Source organism: Pseudoalteromonas sp. T1lg88, assembly GCF_002964765.1.
Classification (GTDB): domain Bacteria; phylum Pseudomonadota; class Gammaproteobacteria; order Enterobacterales; family Alteromonadaceae; genus Pseudoalteromonas.
This window is the reverse complement of record NZ_PQCF01000032.1, coordinates 823,557-846,882: the sequence shown is the minus strand read 5'-3', so window position 1 is coordinate 846,882 and position 23,326 is coordinate 823,557. Positions and strand designations below refer to the sequence as shown.

At 47.7% G+C, this 23,326-nt stretch carries 19 protein-coding genes; 5 read left to right on the top strand and 14 right to left on the bottom strand.

Features of this window, described 5'->3' with window-relative positions; genetic code table 11:
- Positions 1-900: 900 nt before the first annotated feature.
- Together C2M34_RS15390 and C2M34_RS15385 are read left to right on the top strand one after the other, a co-directional pair.
- Entirely contained in the window at positions 901-2,031 is a 1,131-nt protein-coding gene (locus tag C2M34_RS15390) for a hypothetical protein (protein WP_105259257.1), read from the top strand.
- Between the two features lie 399 nt (positions 2,032-2,430).
- The gene (locus C2M34_RS15385) at positions 2,431-3,258 is read left to right on the top strand and encodes a hypothetical protein (protein WP_105259256.1); all 828 of its coding nucleotides are present in this window, start codon (positions 2,431-2,433) and stop codon (positions 3,256-3,258) included.
- 57 nt (positions 3,259-3,315) lie between these two features.
- Here C2M34_RS15385 and ttcA read toward each other — a convergent pair whose 3' ends face one another.
- The 11 genes from ttcA to ccoN all read right to left on the bottom strand — a co-directional run bounded on the left by ttcA (position 3,316) and on the right by ccoN (position 13,282).
- The gene (gene ttcA / locus C2M34_RS15380; RefSeq protein ID WP_105199822.1) at positions 3,316-4,233 is read right to left on the bottom strand and encodes a tRNA 2-thiocytidine(32) synthetase TtcA; all 918 of its coding nucleotides are present in this window, start codon (positions 4,231-4,233) and stop codon (positions 3,316-3,318) included.
- A 113-nt stretch (positions 4,234-4,346) separates the two neighbouring features.
- On the bottom strand, positions 4,347-5,270 hold the full coding sequence (uspE, locus tag C2M34_RS15375) for a universal stress protein UspE (protein ID WP_105199823.1): 924 nt from the start codon (positions 5,268-5,270) through the stop codon (positions 4,347-4,349).
- 105 nt (positions 5,271-5,375) lie between these two features.
- Positions 5,376-6,131: an FNR family transcription factor gene (locus C2M34_RS15370; protein WP_105199824.1), complete on the bottom strand. Its 756-nt coding sequence runs from the start codon at positions 6,129-6,131 to the stop codon at positions 5,376-5,378.
- Positions 6,132-6,167: 36 nt separating this feature from the next.
- Positions 6,168-6,839, bottom strand: coding sequence for a sulfite exporter TauE/SafE family protein (locus C2M34_RS15365; RefSeq protein WP_105259255.1), 672 nt, complete (start codon positions 6,837-6,839; stop codon positions 6,168-6,170).
- A complete protein-coding gene (gene ccoS / locus C2M34_RS15360) occupies positions 6,826-6,999 on the bottom strand; it encodes a cbb3-type cytochrome oxidase assembly protein CcoS (RefSeq protein WP_105189569.1) in 174 nt (57 codons plus the stop codon). The genes C2M34_RS15365 and ccoS overlap by 14 nt, the downstream gene beginning before the upstream one ends.
- Positions 6,996-9,377 (bottom strand): heavy metal translocating P-type ATPase, encoded by a 2,382-nt coding sequence (locus C2M34_RS15355; protein WP_105259254.1) that lies wholly within the window; start codon positions 9,375-9,377, stop codon positions 6,996-6,998. Before C2M34_RS15355 ends, ccoS begins: the two co-directional genes overlap by 4 nt.
- Positions 9,378-9,395: 18 nt before the next feature.
- Complete coding sequence (locus C2M34_RS15350; protein ID WP_105199827.1) at positions 9,396-9,890, bottom strand: FixH family protein; 495 nt, start codon at positions 9,888-9,890, stop codon at positions 9,396-9,398.
- Positions 9,891-10,003: 113 nt separating this feature from the next.
- Positions 10,004-10,975 carry a cytochrome-c oxidase, cbb3-type subunit III gene (gene ccoP, locus C2M34_RS15345; RefSeq protein ID WP_105199828.1) on the bottom strand — a complete coding sequence of 324 codons (972 nt, stop codon included), beginning with the start codon at positions 10,973-10,975 and terminating at the stop codon, positions 10,004-10,006.
- Positions 10,972-11,157 (bottom strand): cbb3-type cytochrome oxidase subunit 3, encoded by a 186-nt coding sequence (locus tag C2M34_RS15340; protein WP_105189573.1) that lies wholly within the window; start codon positions 11,155-11,157, stop codon positions 10,972-10,974. The genes ccoP and C2M34_RS15340 overlap by 4 nt, the downstream gene beginning before the upstream one ends.
- Positions 11,158-11,162: 5 nt before the next feature.
- Complete coding sequence (gene ccoO, locus C2M34_RS15335; protein WP_105199829.1) at positions 11,163-11,837, bottom strand: cytochrome-c oxidase, cbb3-type subunit II; 675 nt, start codon at positions 11,835-11,837, stop codon at positions 11,163-11,165.
- Positions 11,838-11,848: 11 nt separating this feature from the next.
- Complete coding sequence (gene ccoN / locus C2M34_RS15330) at positions 11,849-13,282, bottom strand: cytochrome-c oxidase, cbb3-type subunit I (protein WP_105213556.1); 1,434 nt, start codon at positions 13,280-13,282, stop codon at positions 11,849-11,851.
- Between the two features lie 314 nt (positions 13,283-13,596).
- On the opposite strand from ccoN, the gene C2M34_RS15325 reads away from it, so the two are divergent.
- The 3 genes from C2M34_RS15325 to C2M34_RS15315 all read left to right on the top strand — a co-directional run bounded on the left by C2M34_RS15325 (position 13,597) and on the right by C2M34_RS15315 (position 18,744).
- A complete protein-coding gene (locus C2M34_RS15325; protein ID WP_105259253.1) occupies positions 13,597-14,055 on the top strand; it encodes a hypothetical protein in 459 nt (152 codons plus the stop codon).
- Positions 14,056-14,654: 599 nt separating this feature from the next.
- The gene (locus C2M34_RS15320; RefSeq protein WP_105259252.1) at positions 14,655-17,255 is read left to right on the top strand and encodes a TonB-dependent receptor; all 2,601 of its coding nucleotides are present in this window, start codon (positions 14,655-14,657) and stop codon (positions 17,253-17,255) included.
- 112 nt (positions 17,256-17,367) lie between these two features.
- Positions 17,368-18,744 carry a hypothetical protein gene (locus C2M34_RS15315; protein WP_442792790.1) on the top strand — a complete coding sequence of 459 codons (1,377 nt, stop codon included), beginning with the start codon at positions 17,368-17,370 and terminating at the stop codon, positions 18,742-18,744.
- A 26-nt stretch (positions 18,745-18,770) separates the two neighbouring features.
- On the opposite strand, the gene bamE is transcribed toward C2M34_RS15315, so the two are convergent.
- Genes bamE through mfd form a run of 3 tightly spaced genes read right to left on the bottom strand, consistent with a single transcriptional unit; the run spans position 18,771 to position 23,325 of the window.
- Complete coding sequence (gene bamE / locus C2M34_RS15310) at positions 18,771-19,022, bottom strand: outer membrane protein assembly factor BamE domain-containing protein (RefSeq protein ID WP_105199921.1); 252 nt, start codon at positions 19,020-19,022, stop codon at positions 18,771-18,773.
- 20 nt (positions 19,023-19,042) lie between these two features.
- Complete coding sequence (locus C2M34_RS15305; protein ID WP_158681465.1) at positions 19,043-19,840, bottom strand: CsiV family protein; 798 nt, start codon at positions 19,838-19,840, stop codon at positions 19,043-19,045.
- An 11-nt stretch (positions 19,841-19,851) separates the two neighbouring features.
- Positions 19,852-23,325, bottom strand: a complete 3,474-nt coding sequence (mfd, locus tag C2M34_RS15300; protein ID WP_105259250.1) for a transcription-repair coupling factor — start codon at positions 23,323-23,325, stop codon at positions 19,852-19,854.
- Position 23,326: the final 1 nt, after the last annotated feature.

Genomic DNA, 23,326 nt, shown 5'->3' with positions numbered 1-23,326 from the left:
GTCCGATTGGCAATGTGCCGACACCCGTTGTAAGGTCAAAATTAAAAACAAATGGCAAGATAGCGAAACAGTATTGGTTGATGGCAGTAATCTGGCCCGCATTACTCCGTGGATTGCCAAATAACTCGAGCTAGATTCGCAGATTAAAAAAGCGCCATTAGGCTGGGCGGATAACAAATTAGGGATCTAAAAAGATCCCTTTTTATTTTTAAATCTATATAAATCAATACGTTAAAATTTTAAGTAGGTGTCATATAGTTAGGAATATAAATATATATTAATCAATAACTTAAAGGTATTTGTTGTGGTTTGTATATAAAGTTGAAATATAGGTGATTACTAAGCTTGGAAGTCTTAATTTCCGCTTTGTGCCAAACTCGGCCTGTTAGCGATTGCTAATATAAGGAGTTTTAAGGTTTTGCCTATCCAATATCTTTCTAGTTAAGTCTTTTCGATTCAGATACTTAAGAGACCTAAAAGGAAACTGTTTGGTTCTTTAGCCGAATACGTGCTCACATCCATATTTCAGTTGTAATATTGATGCATGAATGTGTCATAAAATTTAACACATCAGGTGTTACCAAAAACTCCACTTGCACTACTTGCACTAACAACATGATAAACAATTAACCATGACCAAAAACAAGCTTGGCGCATTCACATATAACTTCCGCTGATCTTATTAACAATTAGTATTGTTAACTTCTAATTTAATTAGTCGTATTTTGCCTCTAACGAAGTCTTTGGTTAAGTCATGCCGTCACAGTATTGCGAGGAAAGCTCAACTCAGAAAAACTTGATATCCCATTACCTACCTACTAATTTTACAAATTGTATTACTTAATAATTCGATCAGAATCAAAGCTTTATTCTGATACTTTTTCAAGTAAAGGAACAGTAATGAAGCGAGCACCACAACAAGTAAGTAACCCCAAACTGTTAGGGACTGTAATAAGATCTCTTGAAGCATTTTCGAAAAAGCAAAAACCAATAAATAGTGCTGAAGAAGCGATTGTAGAAGCCCTTATAAACACTCCTAAAATAAAGCAACAAGCAGCGAAAAGAATATGTGAAAGGTTTAGAGGGTGGTCACGAACCACAAGGTTGAAAGCATTCGGGCCTTTTGGGTTATTTGATAATGAGCTTTCTGGTGATACTTTGAGCTATTTGAGCAAAGCAGAGGTTCAGTTAGAATCAATGGTCACCGCGGGGTATCCAGATACAGTTTTCTCGTTTCAAGAAGATGATGTTAATCCTCCAGCACCGCCGGAGTTTCCTGATGATACCGAATTTACCATTGAATACACGGGATTATATTGCCGACAACGAACTGGTGATAGAGGTTTTTGGAAATTTTCAAACTCAGATGAGCCCTACGTAACGACTATAGCAGTACATGTGGACACTCAAGGTCAAAATGAAGTACGAGAAGAGTTTCATCCTGTTGGTACTGACGCTTATAGTGACGTAGACTCCGGTGAGTGGAGGGAAGGTCCAATCGCGGCTATTTGGCAAGGAGAGCTAAAAGGGGATGTTTCTCTAGTCGTAATTGCGATGGAGCAAGATGAAGGTGACCCAAATGCATGGAGAGATGAAATTAGATTGGTAGTCAGCGCTATAAGTGCGGGCTTGGCTTGGAGTGGCGTTGGAGCAATTCCTGCGGCTATAGCCGCTTTGTTGGGGGAGCTGTTAAATTGGATTTTAGACACCGGTGACGACGAAATAGGACAAGATTTAATGGTATTGACACCTCAAAGTCTTGCTTTGTTTGCCGCTTGGCCAGCTAACCCTTATTTGGGACGTTATGATAAAGGTGAGTATTCGATTATTGCGGAGGCTTATGTTAATCAAACTGAATGGGTGAAAACAAACATTCCATACCATTTTACAACCTATCATGACCTGTCGGGACGATACAATTGTTTGTTTAGAGTACGCGCTAATAAACCTCCTAAGGTTCAATGGTTTGGTCCTGATTTGAATGAAAAGGCAAGGGTAAGTCGATTCAAACCTCTTGTCGGGCGAGGGTAGGTGAGAGCTTATGCTTAAATACACAGGTTTCTTCGTATTATTTCTAATGTCCCGTCCGATTGGCAATGTGCCGACACCCGTTGTAAGGTCAAAATTAAAAACAAATGGCAAGATAGCGAAACAGTATTGGTTGATGGCAGTAAACTGGCCCGCATCACCCCTTGGATTGATAAGGGTTAATCATTAATTATTGTGCCCGGTGCCGCCGGGTTACTGACCCACCCCACTTCAGCCTTGATTGTCTGTGCTAGCGCAGACTACCTAAAATTCTTCCTATTGCTCGCTGCAAAGTCCTGTCTCGCTTCTATACTTTCTACGAGTGTAACGGCGGTGACCCGTTCATTTTGTATTATGCGAATGCCTCGATCGCCGTTAAAAGCAAGCAACGAGGAATAGAAAATGAAATACATATCCAAAATTGGAGCCATGCTGTTTGTGGTCACCTCAGGCGCAAGTATGCAGGGCATGGCAACCGAACCCTGCGGTGATTTCGGAGAATGCCTGGCTCTGATTGAAATTAATGCCAGCGACGGAGACATAGGTTTCCACTTTTTATTCGACGGTGACGACCTTGAGTCGGCGCGGCTGACGGACCCAGATGGCGCCAAACTGTTCGAGTACAAGGTAGGAGGGTCATTGAAGGAACAAACCTTGACCGAAACCTTTGCCGAAAGCGCCGAACCCTTGTGTTGGAATGATCCTGAAGCCGAAGAGGATGAAGAAATAGTCACACTAAGTGAGTTTCTAGAACGCTGGCAACCGGGCATTTATATGGTCACGGGCAAAGGAGAAGAAGGAGAAAAAGCCGAAGGCGAGACCATGCTTACCTATCACCTACCGGCCGCGCCTGCCAATGTTTCATATAATGGTGGAGTGATCACCTGGGAGCCGGGTAACGATCTTGGTAAATGTGCGACCAGTGGCGAACTTGATGACTTAGTCAATGATGGTAGCTTGCCTATGCACCCCGAATTTGTAGCCGTCGGTGCGTGGGAAGTCGTTATGGATACCGTTGTCGAGGATGGAGATCCCTTGGCGAAGATGAAATTCAGTGTTCGGGTGCCCGCATCGGCGTTTCAGGTTGCGGTCTCACAAGAGTTTTTGGATGCCTTGCCGGCAAATACGGAAATGAAAATTGAAGTGGGTGCCATAGGAGTCGACGGCAATGCCACCTTTACTGAAACCGGTGATATTTGTGTCAATGAAATTGAGGAGGGCTGCGAATAGGCTAGCCGCCTTATACATATGAAAAAAGCGCTGATTAGCGCTTTTTTCATGGTGACATTAAGTCAGTTCAATAATTGCAGGGGTTGTATCGGCGACCTCATCTTCCTGGTCATAGCCTACGGGGATGACGGGTACCTCAGGTTTATCCATCGCCGTGTCACCGCCGTCGATCACCTCACCGGTTTGTAAGTCGCTAAAGGCAAATAAATTTGTATCGGCCAGGTGCGAAGGTACGACGTTTTGCATCGCAGTAAAGATGCTTTCGATGCGTCCCGGGTGTTGTTTATGCCATTGCTGCAACATGGCTTTGATGTTTTGTCGTTGCAGATTTTCCTGTGAGCCGCACAGGTTACAAGGGATAATGGGGAACTGCTTATGTTCTGCATACTCGGCAATATCCACTTCTTTACAGTAAGCCAGTGGGCGAATAACCATGTGTTGGCCGTCATCACTCATGAGTTTAGCCGGCATCCCTTTTAACTTGCCACCATAGAACATGTTCAAAAACATGGTTTCTATCATATCGTCACGGTGGTGGCCCAGGGCAATCTTGGTGGCACCCATTTCTTTGGCGGTGCGGTATAAGATGCCGCGGCGCAGACGTGAGCATAGCGAGCAGGTGGTTTTACCTTCGGGGATCTTGTCCTTAACGATGGCGTAGGTGTCTTCCTCGACTATCTTGTATTCAATACCCAGCTCATTGAGGTACTGAGGCAAAATATGCTCAGGGAAGCCTGGCTGTTTTTGGTCCAGGTTTACGGCGAACAGCTCGAAGTTGACTGGTGCCGAGCGTTGCAGGTTTTGCAGTATATCCAAAAGGGTGTAGCTGTCTTTACCACCAGACAAGCACACCATGATGCGATCGCCTTCTTCAATCATATTAAAGTCGGCAATGGCCTGACCGGTATGGCGGCGTAAGCGCTTTTGCAGTTTGTTGAAATTGTATTGCGCTTTGGCTTGTGCTGAATGCGACACCTGGGCACCCTCTAAGGCTAAAAATCAAAGGCGCGTATTATAGGCTGACGCACTCGAGGCATCAAGAAAAAGGCAGCGGATGCTGCCTGAAGGTGTTGAAAATTGGTTTTGGGTTAATCTTCCAGTGGACTGCGATAGCCATCTGGTTTAAGCGCCAGCACGTCACAATCCAGGCTGTCGATAACATGCTCGGCGGTATTACCCACCAAGGCAGCGCTGAGTCCGGTACGACCCACTGTGCCAATGACCACTAACTCGCTGTCGAGCTTTTCCGCCAGGCGCGGCAGTACGTCTTCCGGCAGGCCTTCTTCCACATGTTGATGATTTTCAGGGATACCGAATTGCTTACCCAGCTCACGGGTAGAACTGAGGTGATGCTCTTTCACCGTTTCATTGTACTGCGACGGATTAAACTCGGGAATTTCGATGGCGATATTGACCGGTGTAGCCGGGTAGGCGTTAACCAGGTGCAAGTCACCCTTGGCTATCTTGCTGATAAACTGGGCATCTTTGATGATGCGCTCGCTGAGTGCCTGATGCTGTTCATCATCGCTCGACGCATTCACTGCCGCTAGAATAGCGCCACCAACCAACCATTTGTGGTCTTTCACCAACAATAATGGCGTAGGGCACTTGCGAATAAGGTGCCAGTCGGTGGGGGTAAAGATCACAGATTTTAGGGCATGATGTTGATGTGTGCCCTTGATCACCAAGTCGTACTCATGCTCTAACACCTCACGAATAATGGCTTCAAAAGGACGGTTATGCCATACCACCTTGGTATCGAAGCTGATATCCTGATGCTGCGCCGCTAAAGATTGCAGCCATTGCTCTTTATCGGCTATTACTGCTCTGCGCATGGCTTCGCGCTCATCGCCGCTGAGCATGGTGGTCATTTCATAAGAGAAATCGTAGATGGATAAGAAGGCGGTAATGTTTGCGCCTGTGTTACGCGCTATTTCCGCGGCTCGAGATAAGCTCTGCTGTGCCTCGACGGATGGGTCAACAACTGCAAGTATACGTTTAATTTTATCCATTATGCGCCTCCTTAATACCTAATTTTAAGAGTATTTCAATACAACTATGAGTGTAATAGAAATCCCTGATATTAAAAGGCGCGAATGGATTTAGTTTGAGTCAGATCAACTGCTTGGCGTAGAAATGGCTGCAGCCTGAGCGAGTTGCTGATGATCATTGATGGTAATAAATTTACCGTCGACGCTAATAAAGCCACTTTTCTGAAAACGACTTAATAAACGGCTGATGGTTTCAACGGTTAAACCCAGGTAATTGCCGATTTCGCCCCGGGTCATGGTGAGGCGGAATTCACGAGCCGAGAAGCCGCGCTCGCTAAAGCGACGAGAAAGCGTATGTAAGAAGGACGCCAGACGTTGCTCGGCGGTCTTTTTATTCAATAACAGCAGCATTTCCTGATCATAGTTAATCTCGTTGCTCATCAGGCGCATGATCTGTTGGCGTAACTTGGGCAGGCGTCCGGCCAAATCATCCAAGGTTTCGAAAGGAATTTCACAAACCATGGAGGTTTCCATAGCCTGGGCAAAACTTTGGTGAGTAGCGGTATGAATACCATCGAATCCCACTAAATCTCCTGCCAGGTGGAAGCCGGTGATCTGCTCTTCACCCTGCTCTGAAAGGGTAAAAGACTTAAATGAGCCGCTGCGTACCGCGAAAATGGATTTTAGCTTAGTGCCAGACTCGAACAGGTAATCGCCCTTGTGCAGTGGCTTTTTGCGCTCGATGATTTCATCAAGGCGGTCCATTTCTTCGCCATTTAAGCTAAAAGGAAGGCACAACTGAGAGATAGAGCAGTTGGTACAGCTAATGGTGCAATTCGATTTACCAGCGAATTTACCAGAAAGTTGTGTTTTTACGTCCATTTTACATTCCAAGGTAAGCAAGAGATGAAGTTAAATCTACGTGACTAGCGAGGCACTTGCAATAACCAAGCTATAGAGCCCATACCAAAGTAATAGATTACCCAAGACCAGGCGCACCCACGTTTGGTTAAGTATACCCTTAATGGCGTTGGCACCCAAGCCCAAGGCGAGCAGTGCCGGCAAGGTGCCAAGGGCAAACAAGGCCATAAATAAGGCGCCATCGGCGGCGCTTTGGCTAAAAATAGCCCAGGTTAACGCGCTGTAGACCAAGCCGCAGGGTAACCAGCCCCACAGGGCGCCGTATAACAGGGCTTTTGGGTAGCTGTTAACCGGCATCAGATGACGATTCAGTTTGACGATATGGCGCCAAATTGCCCAGTTGCCCAGCTTTTCTATGCCGCCCAAAGGATTAAACAGGCGCATAACGTAGAGGCCAACGAGGATCATAAAGACAGCACTTAGCAGGCTTAGGCCCTGGCTGATATGGTTGTTTTGACTGGCAAATGCGGCGCTAAAGCCGCCGACCAGAGCACCGGCTAAAGCATAGCTGCTTAAGCGCCCGACATTATAGGCAAGCGTGGCGCCGAGCGGCGGCAGATCGCGGCTGGCGAGCTGAAACGTGCCAGCGATACCACCACACATGGCGACGCAATGGCCACTGCCGGCCAAGCCCATTAACAGGGCGGCGGCAAAGTTAATCTCGTTCATTGCTCTTGTCGTGTTCCTCTTTGTCGTCCTCAAAGAGAATACTGTGACCTTGCTTTTCCAAATCGGAAAACTGCTCGCTTCTTACCGCCCAGAAAAAGATACCAATGGCGATAAGCACAAACAAAATGGCAATGGGGATTAGGACGTAGATGATACTCATAAGCGCAGCAACCGTAATGAATTGGTGATAACAATAATCGAGCTTGCCGACATGCCGATCACCGCCATCCAGGGGGCAACCCAGCCCAAGGCGGCAAGGGGTAGAATAGCCCCGTTATAACACAAAGACAGGGTTAAGTTCTGCCTGATAATACGGCGCGTTTGTTTGGCCACGCGGATAAGTTGCGCCACCGAGCGTAAATCGCTGTTGAGCAGCACCACATCGGCGGTGTTTTTAGAAATATCGGCACCGCTGTCCATGGCGATAGACAGGTGAGCGGCATTAAATACTGGGCTGTCATTGACACCATCACCTATCATGGCGCATACCTGACCTTCGCCATGCCATTTTTGCATTAACGCCAGCTTGTCTTCGGGCAGCAAGGCGCCATGGTAGGCATCAAGTTCAAGTTGCTCCGCCAGCTGTTTGCCGGCGGTTGACGGGTCGCCAGTAAGCATCACACGGCTGATATTTTGCTCTTTCAGCTCAGTTTGCAATGCCTCGGCATGGTCGCGCACCTGATCTTGCAGATAAAAGGCGGCCACAGGTTTTTGGTCGATAAAAAGCACAGCTTGAGCATTGAGTTCCAGCTCATGGGTAAACCAGTTGGCCTTGCCAATATGCACCTTATGCGCTTGCCAGATGCCAGCAACACCAAAGCCTGTATGCACCTCAACCTGCTCGGGCTGCGGGTGAATGGGTGTGATCTCGCTAAAGGCTTTGGCGATCGGGTGCTCGGAATAACGCTCTAAACTGGCGGCTAAGGATTGTAATTCCTGTTCGCTGTAGCCGCTATCGAGAATGTCCATTTTGGCGATGGCGAAGCGGCCATAGGTGAGGGTACCGGTTTTATCAAAACCCACCTTGGTTAACTTGGTGGCGGTTTCCAGCACATGTGCCTGCTTTATTAAAACCCCACGCTTGGTGAGGTTGGCCACGGCGCAGGTTAGGGCTGTTGGAATTGCCAAACTTAAAGCACAGGGGCAGGTGGCAACCAATACGGCTATGGTTATCCAAAACGCGTGCTCCGGGTCGATTTGGTACCAGGATAAGGCGGTAATGGAGGCAAAGATCAACAAGCAAGCGACAAACCATTGTGCCACCTTGTCGGTGATTTGGGCGATTTTAGGGCGTTGGCTTAGGGCACTGTGTTGCAGGCGAATAATCTGATTGACCAGGGTATTTTGACCAACCTTGTTCACTTTCAGGGTTAATACCCCGTCATGGTTCACCGTGCCGGCATGGACCTGATCGCCCAATGTCTTGTTAACCGGGTGATGTTCACCCGTCATCATGGACTCATCGACGCTGGAACGCCCGCTGATAACCTGGCCGTCGGCGGCTATGGTTTCACCGGCTTTGACTCGCACCGTATCACCAAGCTTTAACAGCTTGGCGCTGATTAACTGCTCTTCGTTGTCGCCATCGACCACGCGGGCAGTGAGCGGCAGTAGCTGCTGCAGGTTTGCAGTGAACTCGCTGGCTTTAAGGCGAGCACGAAACTCTAAATATTTGCCCAGCAGCAGCAAGAAGGTAAACATACAGATGGACTCAAAATATACCTCGCCGGTGCCAGTGAAGGTGGCATAACCACTGGCAAAATAGGCGCCAAAAATGGCTAGGGAGACGGGCACATCCATATTTAATTGTTTGGCTTTTAAGCCGGTAATGGCGTTACTTAAGAACGGCAGTGCCGAGTAGAAGATCACCGGCGTGGCCAGCGTCAGGCTGATCCAGCGAAAATACTGTTCAAAGTTATCTTCCATGCCGGAGAACATGCCAAAGTACATGGCAAAGGCAAACATCATCACCTGCATGGTCATCAAGCCGGCTACACCGAGACGGCGGACAAAGCTCTTGGCCTGCACCTGCTTTTGTGCCGCTTCGTTATCGGCCTGGAAGGGGTAAGATTTATAACCGATTTCTGCAAGGCTGGTGATCAAGGTACTGAGTTTGGCCTGGGTGTCGTCCCAGACTATCATAGCGCGGTGGGTGGAGGTGTTTACATCAACCCGTTTCACCCCGGAGTGAGCCAATAGCTGCTTTTCAATCAGCCAGGCACAGGCGGCGCAACTTATACCTTCAACGCTGAGCAGCACCTCTTTGTCATTACCCTGATGGGAAATAAATTCCTGCTGGATAGACTCGTTGTCATAACTTTGGATCAGCGCCAGTTGCTCTGGCACCAACTGCTGCACCTTGCCGGCTGATTCGGTGCGGAATTTGTAATAGTCGCTCATACCCTGAGCGATAATGGTCTCGGCCACTGCCTTACAGCCGATACAACACATGGGTTCAGGTTTATTGTTAACCACAACCGATTCATTAAAACCCTTGGGAATGGGCTCAAGGCAATGAAAGCAGGACTGCACACTCATTTAATTATACTCGGGCATTTATTTATACTCGGGGCTCACTTTAATCGTGTCCGCTTGTGGCAGTTGAATGTTTTCTTTCAACTTCCAGCTGTCATCAAATGGAGTGATAAATACCGTATAGGCGCCTTGTTCGATAGGCGTGTCGAGTAGGGTGGTGAACTGGCCATGGGCATTTTTGGTGAGGCGAAAGCTTACGTCTTTATCGCTTAGAGTGCGGTGGTATAAACCTATGTTGAGCGCTGCGACTTTTGAGTCATCGCCCTTGGTAAAGGCAAAGCTGATACGCTCATCCGTGAATTGTAAATCACCGTGCAAATACAAGGCCTTAGCCTTGTCGAACTTGGTTAACTCGAGGTTGATGGCTTTGCCTTTTTTATAATAGTCATCGACCACCATATCAGGGCCATTGCCCACCGCCATGGTGATAAGGCCAATACAGGCAATAATGGTTGTAAGAGGGAAGAAAAGTAAAAACCAAGGCCAAAACTGCTTATACCAGGGAGTAGTGTTCATAATACCAAGTTAGTTGCCATTAAGTTGCGGCTATTTTACGGCATTGGCGGATAAAAACCTAAAAAAAAGCCTCCAAATAGGAGGCTTTTTTGATTTCGATTAAATTCGTATGCTTACTTGTCTTGCGACAGGCTGTATACGTAGGCGGTTAACAGGTGAACCTTGTCTTCGCCTAGGATATCTTTCCATGCTGGCATCACACCGGCACGACCGTTAGCGATAGATTCTTCTACCGAACGAGCTGAACCGCTGCCGTATAACCAAGTGTTGTCGGTTAGGTTAGGCGCACCGAAAGGTAGGTTGTGAGCCACCGAGCCTTTACCATCTGCACCGTGACAGGCTGCACACATGGCAAACTTAGCTTTACCTGCGTCCGCATCACGTTGGTTAACCGTACGACCAGAAAGGCTTAGTACAAAGGCAGTCATTTCTTTTACGCCTTGCTCGCCACCAAGGGCTGCTTCCCAGCTAGGCATAGCAGCGATACGGCCGTGTAGTATTGTTTCTTTGATCTTGTCTGGCGTACCACCGTATAACCAATCTTTGTCGGTTAGGTTAGGGAAGCCGTCACCACCACGGGCGTCAGAGCCGTGACACTGAGCACAGTTTTGTAGATAAAGGCGTTGACCGATTTCTAGTGCTTGCTCATCTGATGCTAGATCCAATACGTCACGCTGGGCGAAAGATTTGAACATAGGTCCGAATTTTTCGTCTGCCGCACGGTACTCACCATCCAACTGGATGCGGTAGCCATCAGCGTGCATGTCTTCAACCGCTTTCTTAGACTCTTCTAGTGATGTTACGCCCTGGTTAGAGCTCTTCCACTTTAAGAAGCCTTCAAAGTTACCTAGGCCAGGGTAGGCAGCAAGGTAGTACACAGCCCACGCGAAGGTCGCGAAGAACATGTAGGTCCACCACTTAGGTAGCGGGTTGTTAATTTCTTCAATGCCATCAAATTCATGGCCACAGCTCTCGCCTTCTTTTACACCTACGAAGTTCTTTAAGTTCCAAACCAGTAGGCCGAAGAGCAGAACTAGACAGGCCAAGGTTAGAACGATGACCCAAATACTCCAAAAGCTAGTCATTTCTCAGACTCCTTTTCCTCATTAGTGATTGTGCTTTGGTGTTTCTTTTCGTCTTCAAACACCGCGTTGGCGGCATCATCGAAGCGCTTTTTGCTGCGCTTGCTGAAGGCCCACAACACAATCACGATAAAAAGTACCATTATTACCAGAGTTAAAATGCCTCTGAACGTGCCGTAATCCATAATAATTACTTCAAGTGTGTACCAAGTTGCTGTAAGTAAGCGATAAGCGCTTGCATCTCAGTCGCACCTTGGCCGTCGTTCATAGCATTAATCTCGTCAACCTGAGTTTGTAACTCTTCATCTGTACCGTAGCCTAAGCCATTATAGCGGTCAGTATTTTTATCAATACCAAAGCTATCACGGAAGATTTGTAGTTTTTTCAGGGTGTACTCTGTGTCTACTCGATTTTCATCTAACCAAGGGAAGGCTGGCATATTCGACTCAGGAACCACTGAGCGTGGGTCCATTAAGTGCGCATATTGCCAATCGTCAGAGTAACGTCCGCCAACACGAGCCAGATCTGGACCGGTACGCTTAGAACCCCACTGGAATGGGTGATCCCAAACGCTTTCACCGGCTACCGAGTAGTGGCCATAGCGTTCAACTTCGTCACGGAAAGGACGGATCATCTGTGAGTGACAGTTATAACAACCTTCACGTACATAGATGTCGCGGCCTTCAAGTTCTAGCGCCGTTAGGGGGCGTAGACCGTCTACCGGCTCAGTGGTGTCTTTTTGGAACATCAAGGGAGTGATTTCCACTAGGGCACCAAAGCTGATAGCAAATACCGTAAGGATGGCCATTAGGCCAACGTTCTTTTCAACAATTTCATGTTTGTTGCTAGAGTTTTTATTGCTCATCATCCTACCCCTTAAGCTACTTGTGCTTGCGCATCGTCTGCAATTGAGCCTTTCTTAGCTGCAATAGTGCGATAGCTGTTGTAGGCCATTACCAGCATACCCGCTACGATGAATACACCGCCTAGGAAACGCATGACGTAGAATGGGAATGAAGCTTCTAGCGATTGTACGAAGCTGTACATAAGCGTACCGTCTTCGTTAACTGCTCGCCACATAAGACCTTGCATTACACCAGAGATCCACATAGCAACGATGTACAGTACAACACCCACAGTGTGTAGCCAGAAGTGGGTGTTAACCAGTTTCACGCTGTACATGCGGCTGTGGCCGAATAGTGCAGGGATCAGGTGGTAAGTCGCACCGATTGAAATCATAGCAACCCAACCTAGGGCACCCGAGTGTACGTGACCTACGGTCCAGTCAGTGTAGTGCGAAAGCGCGTTAACTGACTTGATAGCCATCATTGGGCCTTCGAACGTCGACATACCGTAGAAAGAAAGAGATACAACTAGGAAACGCAGCACCGGGTCGGTACGTAGTTTGTGCCACGCGCCAGACAGGGTCATGATACCGTTGATCATACCACCCCAAGAAGGTACGAATAGAATGACCGACATTACCATACCTAGTGACTGAGTCCAGTCAGGTAGAGCAGTGTAGTGTAGGTGGTGCGGACCAGCCCAGATGTATAGAGAGATAAGTGCCCAGAAGTGAACAACCGATAGACGGTATGAGTAAACAGGGCGACCCGCTTGCTTAGGTACGAAGTAGTACATCATACCAAGGAAACCAGCAGTCAGTAGGAAACCTACCGCATTGTGGCCATACCACCACTGTACCATGGCATCAACGGCACCAGCATAGATAGAGTATGACTTAGTCAGTGAAACAGGCACTGCCATGCTGTTAACAATGTGCAATACCGCAACCGTAAGAATGAAGCCGGCATAGAACCAGTTGGCGACATAGATATGCGATACTTTACGCTTAACCAAGGTACCAAAGAAAACAACAGCATAAGAAACCCAAACGACGGCGATTAGGATATCGATTGGCCACTCAAGCTCGGCATATTCTTTCGAGCTGGTAATACCCAAAGGCAGGGTAATGGCGGCTAATACGATAACCAGTTGCCAGCCCCAGAAGGTGAAAGCTGCAAGTTTATCGGAGAAAAGGCGCGTTTGGCAGGTACGCTGCACAACGTAGTAAGACGTTGCGAACAAGGCGCTGGTGCCGAATGCGAAGATAACAGCGTTCGTGTGTAACGGACGCAGTCGAGAGTATGTTAGCCATGGGGTATCGAAGTTCAATGCTGGCCAGGCAAGCTGGGCAGCAATTAATACACCAACACTCATGCCAACGATGCCCCAAATCACTGTCATAATAGCGAATTGGCGAACAACTTTATAGTTGTACTCAGTTTGTGATGCTACTGTTTGGCTCATTGTCAGGTTTCCGCTGCATTATTATGCGATTAGAAATGAAATACCTACTCTTGCGAATAGGGCCTACTGATGGTGTCAAAGCCGGCTACCTAAAACTCTCATTTTACGAAGCGTTTCAGAAAGCAGACTCACAACACTCTTATTATTTGCGGTCGAAATAATAAAATTTTTGACCTCAAAAAGATAGCGCAAATGGCTAAAATAATGACTTCAATCAAATTATCACGTGAAGTTGGGGAATTTTTAACTCATGCCTAGTCAGGACGGATCCCATTGGTTAATATTGGCGCTAAATTAACGTTCAATAAATAACCATGTTGCAGTCGTACCACACCCGTCACTCTCTTGTTTTGCTTTCCCTGTTCACGGCGCTGCTGTCACTGACTGCGTGTAACGACAGCAACCTAAGTATAAACAAAGAGAGTATAGACAAAGATACGCAGCTCACCCATTGTTGTGATTCTCATCCCTTGCATATCGAGCCATTCCACTTTGCGCTCAGTGCTGAGTATGTTCACCCAGAGTCGCCTTTTTCAGTGTCTTTACATATGCCAAACGATGCTCAGATTGAAGGCGCAAAGATGCGGGGTGTGACCATGTACATGGGTACTATTCCGGTGTTTTTTAAGCAAATAGACACGCATTTATGGCAAGCGGATATCATGGTCGGTGCCTGCTCAGAAGCTCAGATGATTTGGCAACTGAACGTCGATATTAGCCGTAACGGGCAAATTCGCAGGTTAACTTATCCCATTAAGGTCACTCATCCCTAACACTCATCGCTGATATAACGCTCTGGCCTTGTTGGAAAAAATAAGTTCCTAGTAGATAACCGGGTGAATTTCTAACGCATGTTTTCTTGAATGCTGTGGCAATACCACAGCACGCCGGGGTAATCTTTTTTGCATATAAATTCACCGTATTTGGTTTGAATTATAATCAAATCCCTTGATTTCTTTTTTGACAAGCCCAAAGCCGTATTAGCTCGGCTATTAATTTAACCTGTCTATTTTAAATGTATGAATAACGGCCTGTGTATAAGTTGTAAATTTTCGATTAAGTAAACTTACTCACGATTGATTACATCGGGTTACAAAGTTGTCGCATATAGTTTCAGGTATCAAAAATTGTCGTTTTATTAGTTCCTCACCCCGCATTTTTAAAGGTGTTTTGACGTAAACATTTATAACAAGTGGTTACATGAGTTTAAGGCAGAAGGTGGAGTATTTCATGGTGTTTAATCCCTGGTCACTCATTCAGTTTTCATTCAGTTAATTAAACCTAAGTTGCTCGGCGTTATGCAGTAACTTCATAAAAATATGAACTGTATAACCACCCTAAACGGGTGAAAATTCAACAAGTAGGGTTTAATATGAAAAAGACACAACTAGGGCTAGCTGTTTTAGCAGCATTGCCTATGTTCTCAAGTGTTCAAGCAATTGCTGCGGATTCTTCAGCCGATGCAATTGAAAAGATTCAAGTAACAGGCTCACGCATCAAGCGTACCGATATGGAAACCGCTTCTCCGGTTACCCTAATCGGTGCCAACGATATTAAAGCCATGGGTGCGACCAGCATCGACAGCGTATTACAAAAAATGACCGCTGCCAGCGGTGCCATGACCAACCCGGCCGTAAACAACGGTTCAGGTGGTAACGCACGCGTTGACCTTCGTGGTTTAGGTGCTCAGCGTACGCTAGTACTTGTAAACGGTCGTCGTATGATCAACTCAGGTACAGGTGCTGCGTCAACGGTTGACCTTAACACCATCCCAGTTTCTATGATCAAATCGGTTGAAGTACTAAAAGACGGTGCTTCTGCCGTTTACGGTACCGACGCAGTAGCCGGTGTTGTGAACATCATCCTTAAAGATGATTTCGAAGGCCTGGACATGAACCTAAGCGGCGCCATCACAGGTGAAGGCGATGCCGACGAGACTTCATTCGACATCACCATGGGTACCAGCTTTGACCGTGGTAACGTGGTAATCGGTCTTCAGTACACAGACCGTGGCGATGCTTCTCAGGCAGACCGTGATTTCTCTGATTGTCCAATCGAAGAAGATTACGACAACAAGAGCTTCTACTGTGGCGGTTCTTCTTACACGCCTTTCGGCCACATTTGGGCTGACAATGCGAGTCTACAAGGTAATGAAGATGGCAGCTGGCACGATTATGCCGCTGAGAACGATGCCTATAATTTCTCAAAAGAAAGCTATCTTTACACACCAATGCGTCGTCTTAACCTAACGGGTATCGGTAACTTTGAATTGACAGACGACACTCGTCTAGTAACAGAGTTCACTTACTCTAAGCGTTGGTCAGATCAGCAAATGGCACCTCAGCCGGTATGGTTCGACTTTGAATACGATGCAGCCACCATGGGTGATTCACTACTATCACACGGTGTTGCTGATGGTGAAGCCATCTCTTACGGTCGTCGTATGACCGACATTGGTCCTCGTGGTTACGAGCAGGTTGTAGATACCGTACGTGCGGTAATTGGCCTAAACGGTGCGTTCGACAACGGTTGGGGCTGGGATACATCGGTAGTATTCGGTCGTAACGACTCGGTTGACCGCGCTACTAACCTGCTGAACATGGGTTCAATTCAAGACAAAATCGCTGCAGGTACCTTCAACCCGCTAAACCAAGGTCATTGGACTGCTGCTAACCTAGCTGACGACGTTTACACAGAAAACAACTCGGGCGGTAGCCAGTTATTGATCATGTCAGCCGGCCTAAACGGTGAGATTTTTGAACTTCCTGCCGGTTATGTAGGTTTTGCAGCGGGTATCGAGCGTCGTGAAGAAAAGGCTTGGTACGTACCAGATTCACTAACTTCACAAGGTCTTGCCAATGATCCTCGCGTTGACCCAACGGGCGGTCGTTTCGATGTAAACGAAGCTTATGTTGAATTCGCTGTACCGCTAGTTGCCGATACAGCATTTGCTGACAGCATCGACCTAAGTGCAGCCGTACGTGCATTCGACTACAGCACATTTGGCTCAGACGAGACCTGGAAGCTAGGTCTAACTTATCGTGTAAATGATGAGTTTATGGTTCGTGCGGTACGTTCAACGGCGTTCCGTGCTCCGACTGTAAACGAGCTATATGCTGGTCAAGGTCCATCATTTGAACAGGTTGATTTTGACGTTGAAAATGCTCAAGACCAGGCTGAAGTGACTGTAGGTGGTAACGACCAATTGACTCCGGAAGAAGCTGATACGCTAACCGCAGGTTTCGTATACGCGCCTTCATGGTTAGATGGTTTCTCAATGACGGTTGATTACTTCGACATTGAAATCGAAAACGCCATTGCCAGTGAAAACGAACAATACATCGTAGACACCTGCCTTGATTCGACAACAGGCGCTAATATCAATAACGATCTTGCCCTATGTCAATTTGCAGGCGTTAATTTTAACCAAAACACTGGCCGTATCAGCTTCAACAACCAGTTGAAAAACATTGGTACAGAGCAAACTAAAGGCTACGATGTTAACTTCAAATACGCGTTTGACGCTCTTGATCTAGCTTGGCGTACTGGCCTGGATATCACTATCCTTGACGAGTACATTGTTGAGTCTACAGGTGTAGACAGCGTTGATTACGCTGGTTTGATAACTTCAGGCCTGGGTAGCTATGCTGAGTACAAGACCAACTTCACCTTAAATGTTGCTGGTGATAACTGGGATGCCCAGTATCAAGCACGTATGATCGACGGTCTTGATGATTACTCTTGTCAAAAAGAAAGCAGCAAGTGTCTAGTACCAAGCGTTGGCACAGTGGTTTACCACGACATCAGCGGTTCTTACATCTTCAACGACACGCTGTCGCTTTCTGGTGGTGTAAACAACCTATTTGATAAGCAAGCGCCTTACTACACAGGTAATAACGATTCTAATACTGACCCGTACACTTATGACGTACTAGGTCGTCGCTTCTTCGCGAGTGTGAACGTTAAGTTCTAATTGGCCTTAGTGCCTTAGCATTAAAATGCCTGTCAGCGTGCTGATGGGCATTTTTTTTATCCCTGAAAAATAGGTTATACTTTTATTATCAATAAAATATGGGGGTTAATCATTGCACGAAATTGCTACGCTCAAACTTGATGAAGGCTTGCGTTTGGCGTTGGGGCAGTCATTGCACCCTAAATCCCACACCCGTATCGAATTGTTTTTTTGTATCCCCAACGAAATGGGCATTAACCCCAATACCCTGAGTGAAGAGAGCTTTTACTATAACCATATAAAAAGTCATCTGGCCTATAACGCCAGTGGTATACATTTACCCTTGGTTCGTAGTCGTTATGTGAGTAAGGTGCGGGGGGATGATCAAGAATACCGGCAAAATCTGAACTTATATTGCTACCAGGTACGCCTGGCTGTAGATGCTGATATTGCCGAGGCGCTGAGTATTAGTGAGGCTGATGAGTTTTATATACGTTCTCTGGCATTAATGCATGAAACTCAACGGCTTTTAAAGCGTTTACGTCGCTATAAACCACAAGATAGAAATCTATTATCCTTTTATCACAATGCCGATAATTTTCTTAGTTGGTATATAGAGCAAGGACTATTAAAGCTGCTCGATAAGGCACCAAAAACCACTGACTTTGGCCTGGAGCGCTCGCAATTACTACAATATTGCCAAGATGAAAACGAGCACCGCGAAAATGCCCGCTATAATTCTTCCCCGACTTTGGAAGATCCCAACCGCCTTGCCAACAAGATGTTGCTACTACAGCGCTTAATTGAGCATGGAGTGGTGTTGAAAAGGGAGGCAAAAAATCTCGATGCCGTACTTAAACGTATGGTGAAGGGCTCGGTTACCGCAGTGATTATGGCCTTTGTGATGGTGCTGGTGCTCAATACGCGTACCAATTTCACTCAGGTCACGGTAGGCCTGGTGGCTTTATTGGGTGCTATTTATGGTTTGCGGGAAATTTTTAAGGAAGATCTCACCTATTTTATTTGGCGCCGTATTATTCGTGGCCGTGCTAAGTGGCTGAACATATTCTACAACAACACCACACGTACGCGGATAGGTAAACAAAAAGTCTGGCTTGAATATATTCGACCTAAGCGTATACCAAAAGATGTGGCTGCTATATTTTCAAAGCGTCGTCAGCAAAATAAACAGGCGGCTAAGTGGTTATATATGCAGTTTGAAAATGAAATTTTGGTGAATGAGTTCCTGCCTGGCTATGATGCCTTAAATCAAACAACTAGTATTAGTCTGGCACCCATGGTGCGTTATTTACGTAAAGGGGAAGGGAAACTGTATGAATATACCGGCAAGGGGATCCGCAAACATACGGTAGAGCGGCGCTACCAAATTAACCTGGTATTGGTCACTCATACTAGCGCTGGCGAAAAATATGCCCAGCGCTATAAGATCACGGTAAATCGCTCTGCTGTAGTGGCCTTAGAGCCTATAGGTGAGGTGCAACAGAGCTAATGGGTAGCAGCGCCACCGGGCCTGTATTACAGGCCTTTTTCAGAATAAAGGGTTACTTTGTCTGATACCAGAGTAACCTGGATGTTTTTACTTTCTGAGCCCCAGACGCAGTTGGTGTGTAGGGCTTTGTCTTCACAGGCCGATGGGCTGCCTAATAGCGCTTCTACTTCTGCGCGGTCCATGCCCACCTTGATTTGTTCATAGTTTTCCAAGGTTACTTTAGAACAAGCGCTTAAAGTAAGACCTGCAGTGATGGCTAAAAGTAGAGATTTTTTCATGTTATTTTCCTTTTCACTCATTAGTGATTAAAACGTCTAATTTGCACCAGCATGCCAATTTGCGGGTGATCGAAATAATGAATCTCGCCGGAAATGACGCGGCGAAATTGTGAAAACTCACCACTGACCGAGGTATCTGTGTCGCCAATGGCACGGGTTACTAGGTTAGAGGTGATGTATAGATAATGATTCAGGTGCACCTTTAAAAAACCGTCCAGTTGCCACTGCGGTTCATAATGGGTGCTTGGCGATAATAATAGACTATCTTCTGTCAGCTGCTCGGGAAGCTCACTCAAGGTGGCAACCTGCTCGCCGCCGAAAAGGCGAAAACGTGGTGCCGCACGCTTAGATTGCCCAGCGAAACGCCAACCTGTGTGCAACAGAAGTTGCTTACCTTTGCGGCTGAGAGCTTGGCGCTGCTCTTTAAATTGCAGTTGCTCCGGCGCCAACACATAGGGGCTGGCGGTATGGCTTTGGGTCTCGGCATTGGGGATCTTGGGCAAGCGCTGCAGATTTACCAGGTCGGCATTATTGTAATCACAGCCCTCGCTTTGCATTTGCCCTGAATTTGTAAAAACGTCTGTAGTACGCTGTGGTGGGCTGATCTGGCCATTATCACATTGATTATTAAGAGTGCGCAGATAAGCTGGGGTCAGCAGGTCGTTATCGTATTGATACTTGTCTAACTCGAGTTCTTCATTACGCAAGGTTTCCGTACTGCCAGTCTGACCTTGTTCAAAAACCAGTATCTCGATTTCAAACCAACGACCGTCCGCGTAACTTGGGGCACTGAGCATGGCCGCCAATATAACTAACATTTTTCTTATCATTAATTTCCTACCTTGGCTTCAAATTCAGTGATCATTGCCGTAATTAATTTAAGTCGCTCTTTGGCGTTGGCTTCACTGATCATAAAGCGTAACCGATTCGCGCCTTCCATTCTATAGTGTTTTGGATCCGCTTGAATTAAACCAATAATAAAGCCCGGACTGACCTTGGTTTGCTGGCTAAATTCAAAATAACCGCCCTTAGGATTGGCTTCAACCTTGGTTATTCCTATTGCACCGGCACGTTGTTTCAACACCTGCAGGGCGAATAAGTGCTGTGTGGCATCGGGTAACAGGCCAAAACGGTCAATAAGTTCTACCTTAAGCTCGTCCAGAGTTTCCGTATCGCCGGCACTGGCGATGCGCTTATAAAGGCCTAAACGCAGATTTACATCGCCTATATAATCATTAGGCAGCAGGGCGGGCAGCTTTAAATCCACTTCTGTGTGGGATTTAAGCAGCTTGTCCAAGGTGGGCTCCTGGCCATTTTTTAATGCTTCAACGGCCTGCTCCAGCATTTCCATATACATGCTAAAGCCGATAGTTTGAATTTGCCCGCTTTGCTCATCGCCAAGCAGTTCACCGGCGCCACGGATTTCCAAATCATGGGTGGCCAGGGTAAAGCCAGCGCCCAGGTCTTCCAGCGAGGCGATGGCCTCGAGACGTTTTTGCGCATCTTTAGACATGGCTTTGGGCGGTGGCGTTAACAAATAGGCGTAGGCCTGGTGATGGCTGCGACCAACACGGCCCCTTAGCTGATGCAGTTGCGCCAGACCAAGGCGATCGGCTCTGTCCATAATAATGGTATTGGCGCTGGGAATATCTATACCGGTTTCGATTATGGTGGTACAGACCAGCACGTTGAAGCGCTGATGATAGAAATCGCTCATCAGGGATTCCAGCTCGCGCTCACGCATTTGTCCGTGGGCTACGGCCACCGTTGCTTCTGGCACGATAGTGCGGATGTCTTCGGCGGTGCGCTCTATGGTTTCAACATTATTGTGCAGGAAGTAAACCTGACCACCGCGCTTAATTTCCCGCAAAATGGCTTCGCGGATCATTTCATCATCGCGCTGACGAACAAAGGTTTTTACCGCCAGGCGTTTTGCCGGCGGGGTGGCGATAATGGAGAGATCGCGCATGCCACTCATGGCCATGTTCAGCGTTCTTGGAATTGGCGTAGCGGTCAGGGTGAGAATATCCACATCGGCACGCAGCGCCTTGATTTTTTCTTTCTGACGTACGCCAAAACGGTGCTCTTCGTCCACCACTAAAAGGCCTAAATCGGCAAAGTCGATGTTTTCCTGCAGCAGTTTATGAGTACCGATCACTATATCCACCTGACCTTCTTTGATCTTGGCCAGGGTCGCATTTTGCTCCTTGGTGGATTTAAAGCGCGATAGGATATCTACCGTTACCGGAAAGTCGGCAAAGCGGTCGCGGAAGTTTTCAAAGTGCTGCTGCGCCAACAAGGTGGTCGGCACCAATACCGCCACCTGCTTACCATCGGCCACGGCAACATAGGCGGCGCGCATGGCGACTTCGGTTTTACCAAAACCTACATCACCACACACCAGGCGGTCCATGGCGTTTTTGCTGCGCATATCTTCAAGCACGGCGGTGATGGCATTTTGCTGATCTTCGGTTTCTTCAAAGACAAAGTTGTCACTGAACTGACGATAGCCTGCTTCATCGAGAGCAAATTTGTAGCCGGGCTTGGCCTGGCGCTTGGCATAGATATCAAGCAATTCGGCGGCCACATCGCGGACCTTTTCGGCGGCGCGTTTTTTGGCTTTTTCCCAGGCATCTGAACCCAGTTTATGTAACGGGGCGCTGGCTTCTTCACCGCCAGAGTAGCGGCTAAGCATATGCAAGGCGGCCACAGGGACGTAAAGCTTGGCTTCGTTGGCATACATTATGGTCACAAACTCGGTGGCCACGCCCGCAGCGTCCAGGGTTTCCAGGCCGATGTAGCGGCCGACACCATGGTCGAGGTGCACTATGGGCTGGCCTTCTTTGAGTTCAGCCAGGTTACGAATAAGGGCGTCACTGCTGACCTGATGCTTGTGTTTACGGCGACGTCGTTGGGAGACGCGAATACCCAGTAATTCCTGCTCGGTGATCAGGCTGACACGGCCGTTTTGATTGAGCACCACACTTTGTTCAAATGGTGCCACGATCAGGGTGATATCCGCATCGCTAGCGAGCGCCGCATCAAGGCTTTCACAAGGTGTAATTTTTAACCCGCTCGGTTTTAGCAGGGTCAAGAGTGCTTCGCGGCGGCCATCGGATTCCACACTTAAAACGATGCGGCCCTTGTTCTGTTTTTCCGCCAGGACATAGTCCAAAAATGCACCAAATGGGGGCTGTTTGGCATGGTCGATGCGCACCTCGGGCAAGGGCTCTGTGCCTAGGTTAAAATGCCCGGCGCGCAGCGGCAGACTGGCTTGGGAGAGCTCGATTCGCGGATACTGTTTAAAGCGGCTGTTAAGCTCTTCAATGGGCAGATAGAGACGTTGCGGCTCCAACAAGGGGCGCAGCGGGTCAACCTTGCGACTGGTATAACGGCTGTAGACATCCGCTAAGAAACGCTCGGCACCGTGCTGAATATCGCCCATATGCATAAACACGGCCTGCTCGGGCAGGTAATCGAATAAAGTGTCCAACTGCTCAAAAAACAGCGGCAAATAATATTCTATCCCAGGTGGCAATGCGCCCTTGGAGACCTGCATATACACAGAGTCTTGCTCGGCACTGGCGCCAAAGGCTTCACGGTATTGGATACGAAAACGTTCTATGTCCGTATCCGTGGTACCAAACTCATGGGCGGGGAGCAGGTTGATGGCCTTGATTTGCTCGCTGGAGCGCTGGGTATCGACATCGAAATGACTCATGCTGTCGATTTCGTCATCGAATAGATCAAAACGCACCGGCGCATTTTGGCCCATGGCGAAAAGGTCGACAACCGAGCCGCGCACCGCGTATTCACCATGCGCCATCACCTGTTGGGTGTGTATATAGCCGGCGTCGTCCAGCTGTTTGCGCAGCTTGTCGATATTCAGGGTGTCACCGACGCGATAGACGATGGCATTGCCATAGATAAATTGTTTGGGCGATGCGCGCAGCATCAGGGTCGATACCGGCACTATCAACACACCCTGATGCGAGTCGCGCAAGCGGCTCAAGGTGCTTAGGCGGGTGGAGACGATATCCTGATGCGGCGAAAAGTGATCATAGGGCAGGGTTTCCCAGTCGGGAAACACCATGACCTGTTCGCGAGGCAGTAGCGCATGAAGTTCGTGCTCAAGTTTCAATGCCGTGGGCGTATCCGGGGTGACTAACACCACCAATTGCGGGTGTTGCTTCACCGCTTCGCCGACACTCAGGGTCAGAGCGCTGCCGCTTAACTGACCCCATTTGATTTTATCTTGTTGCGTTTTTACCCAAGGCAATTCGATGAACTGCGCTAACTGCATG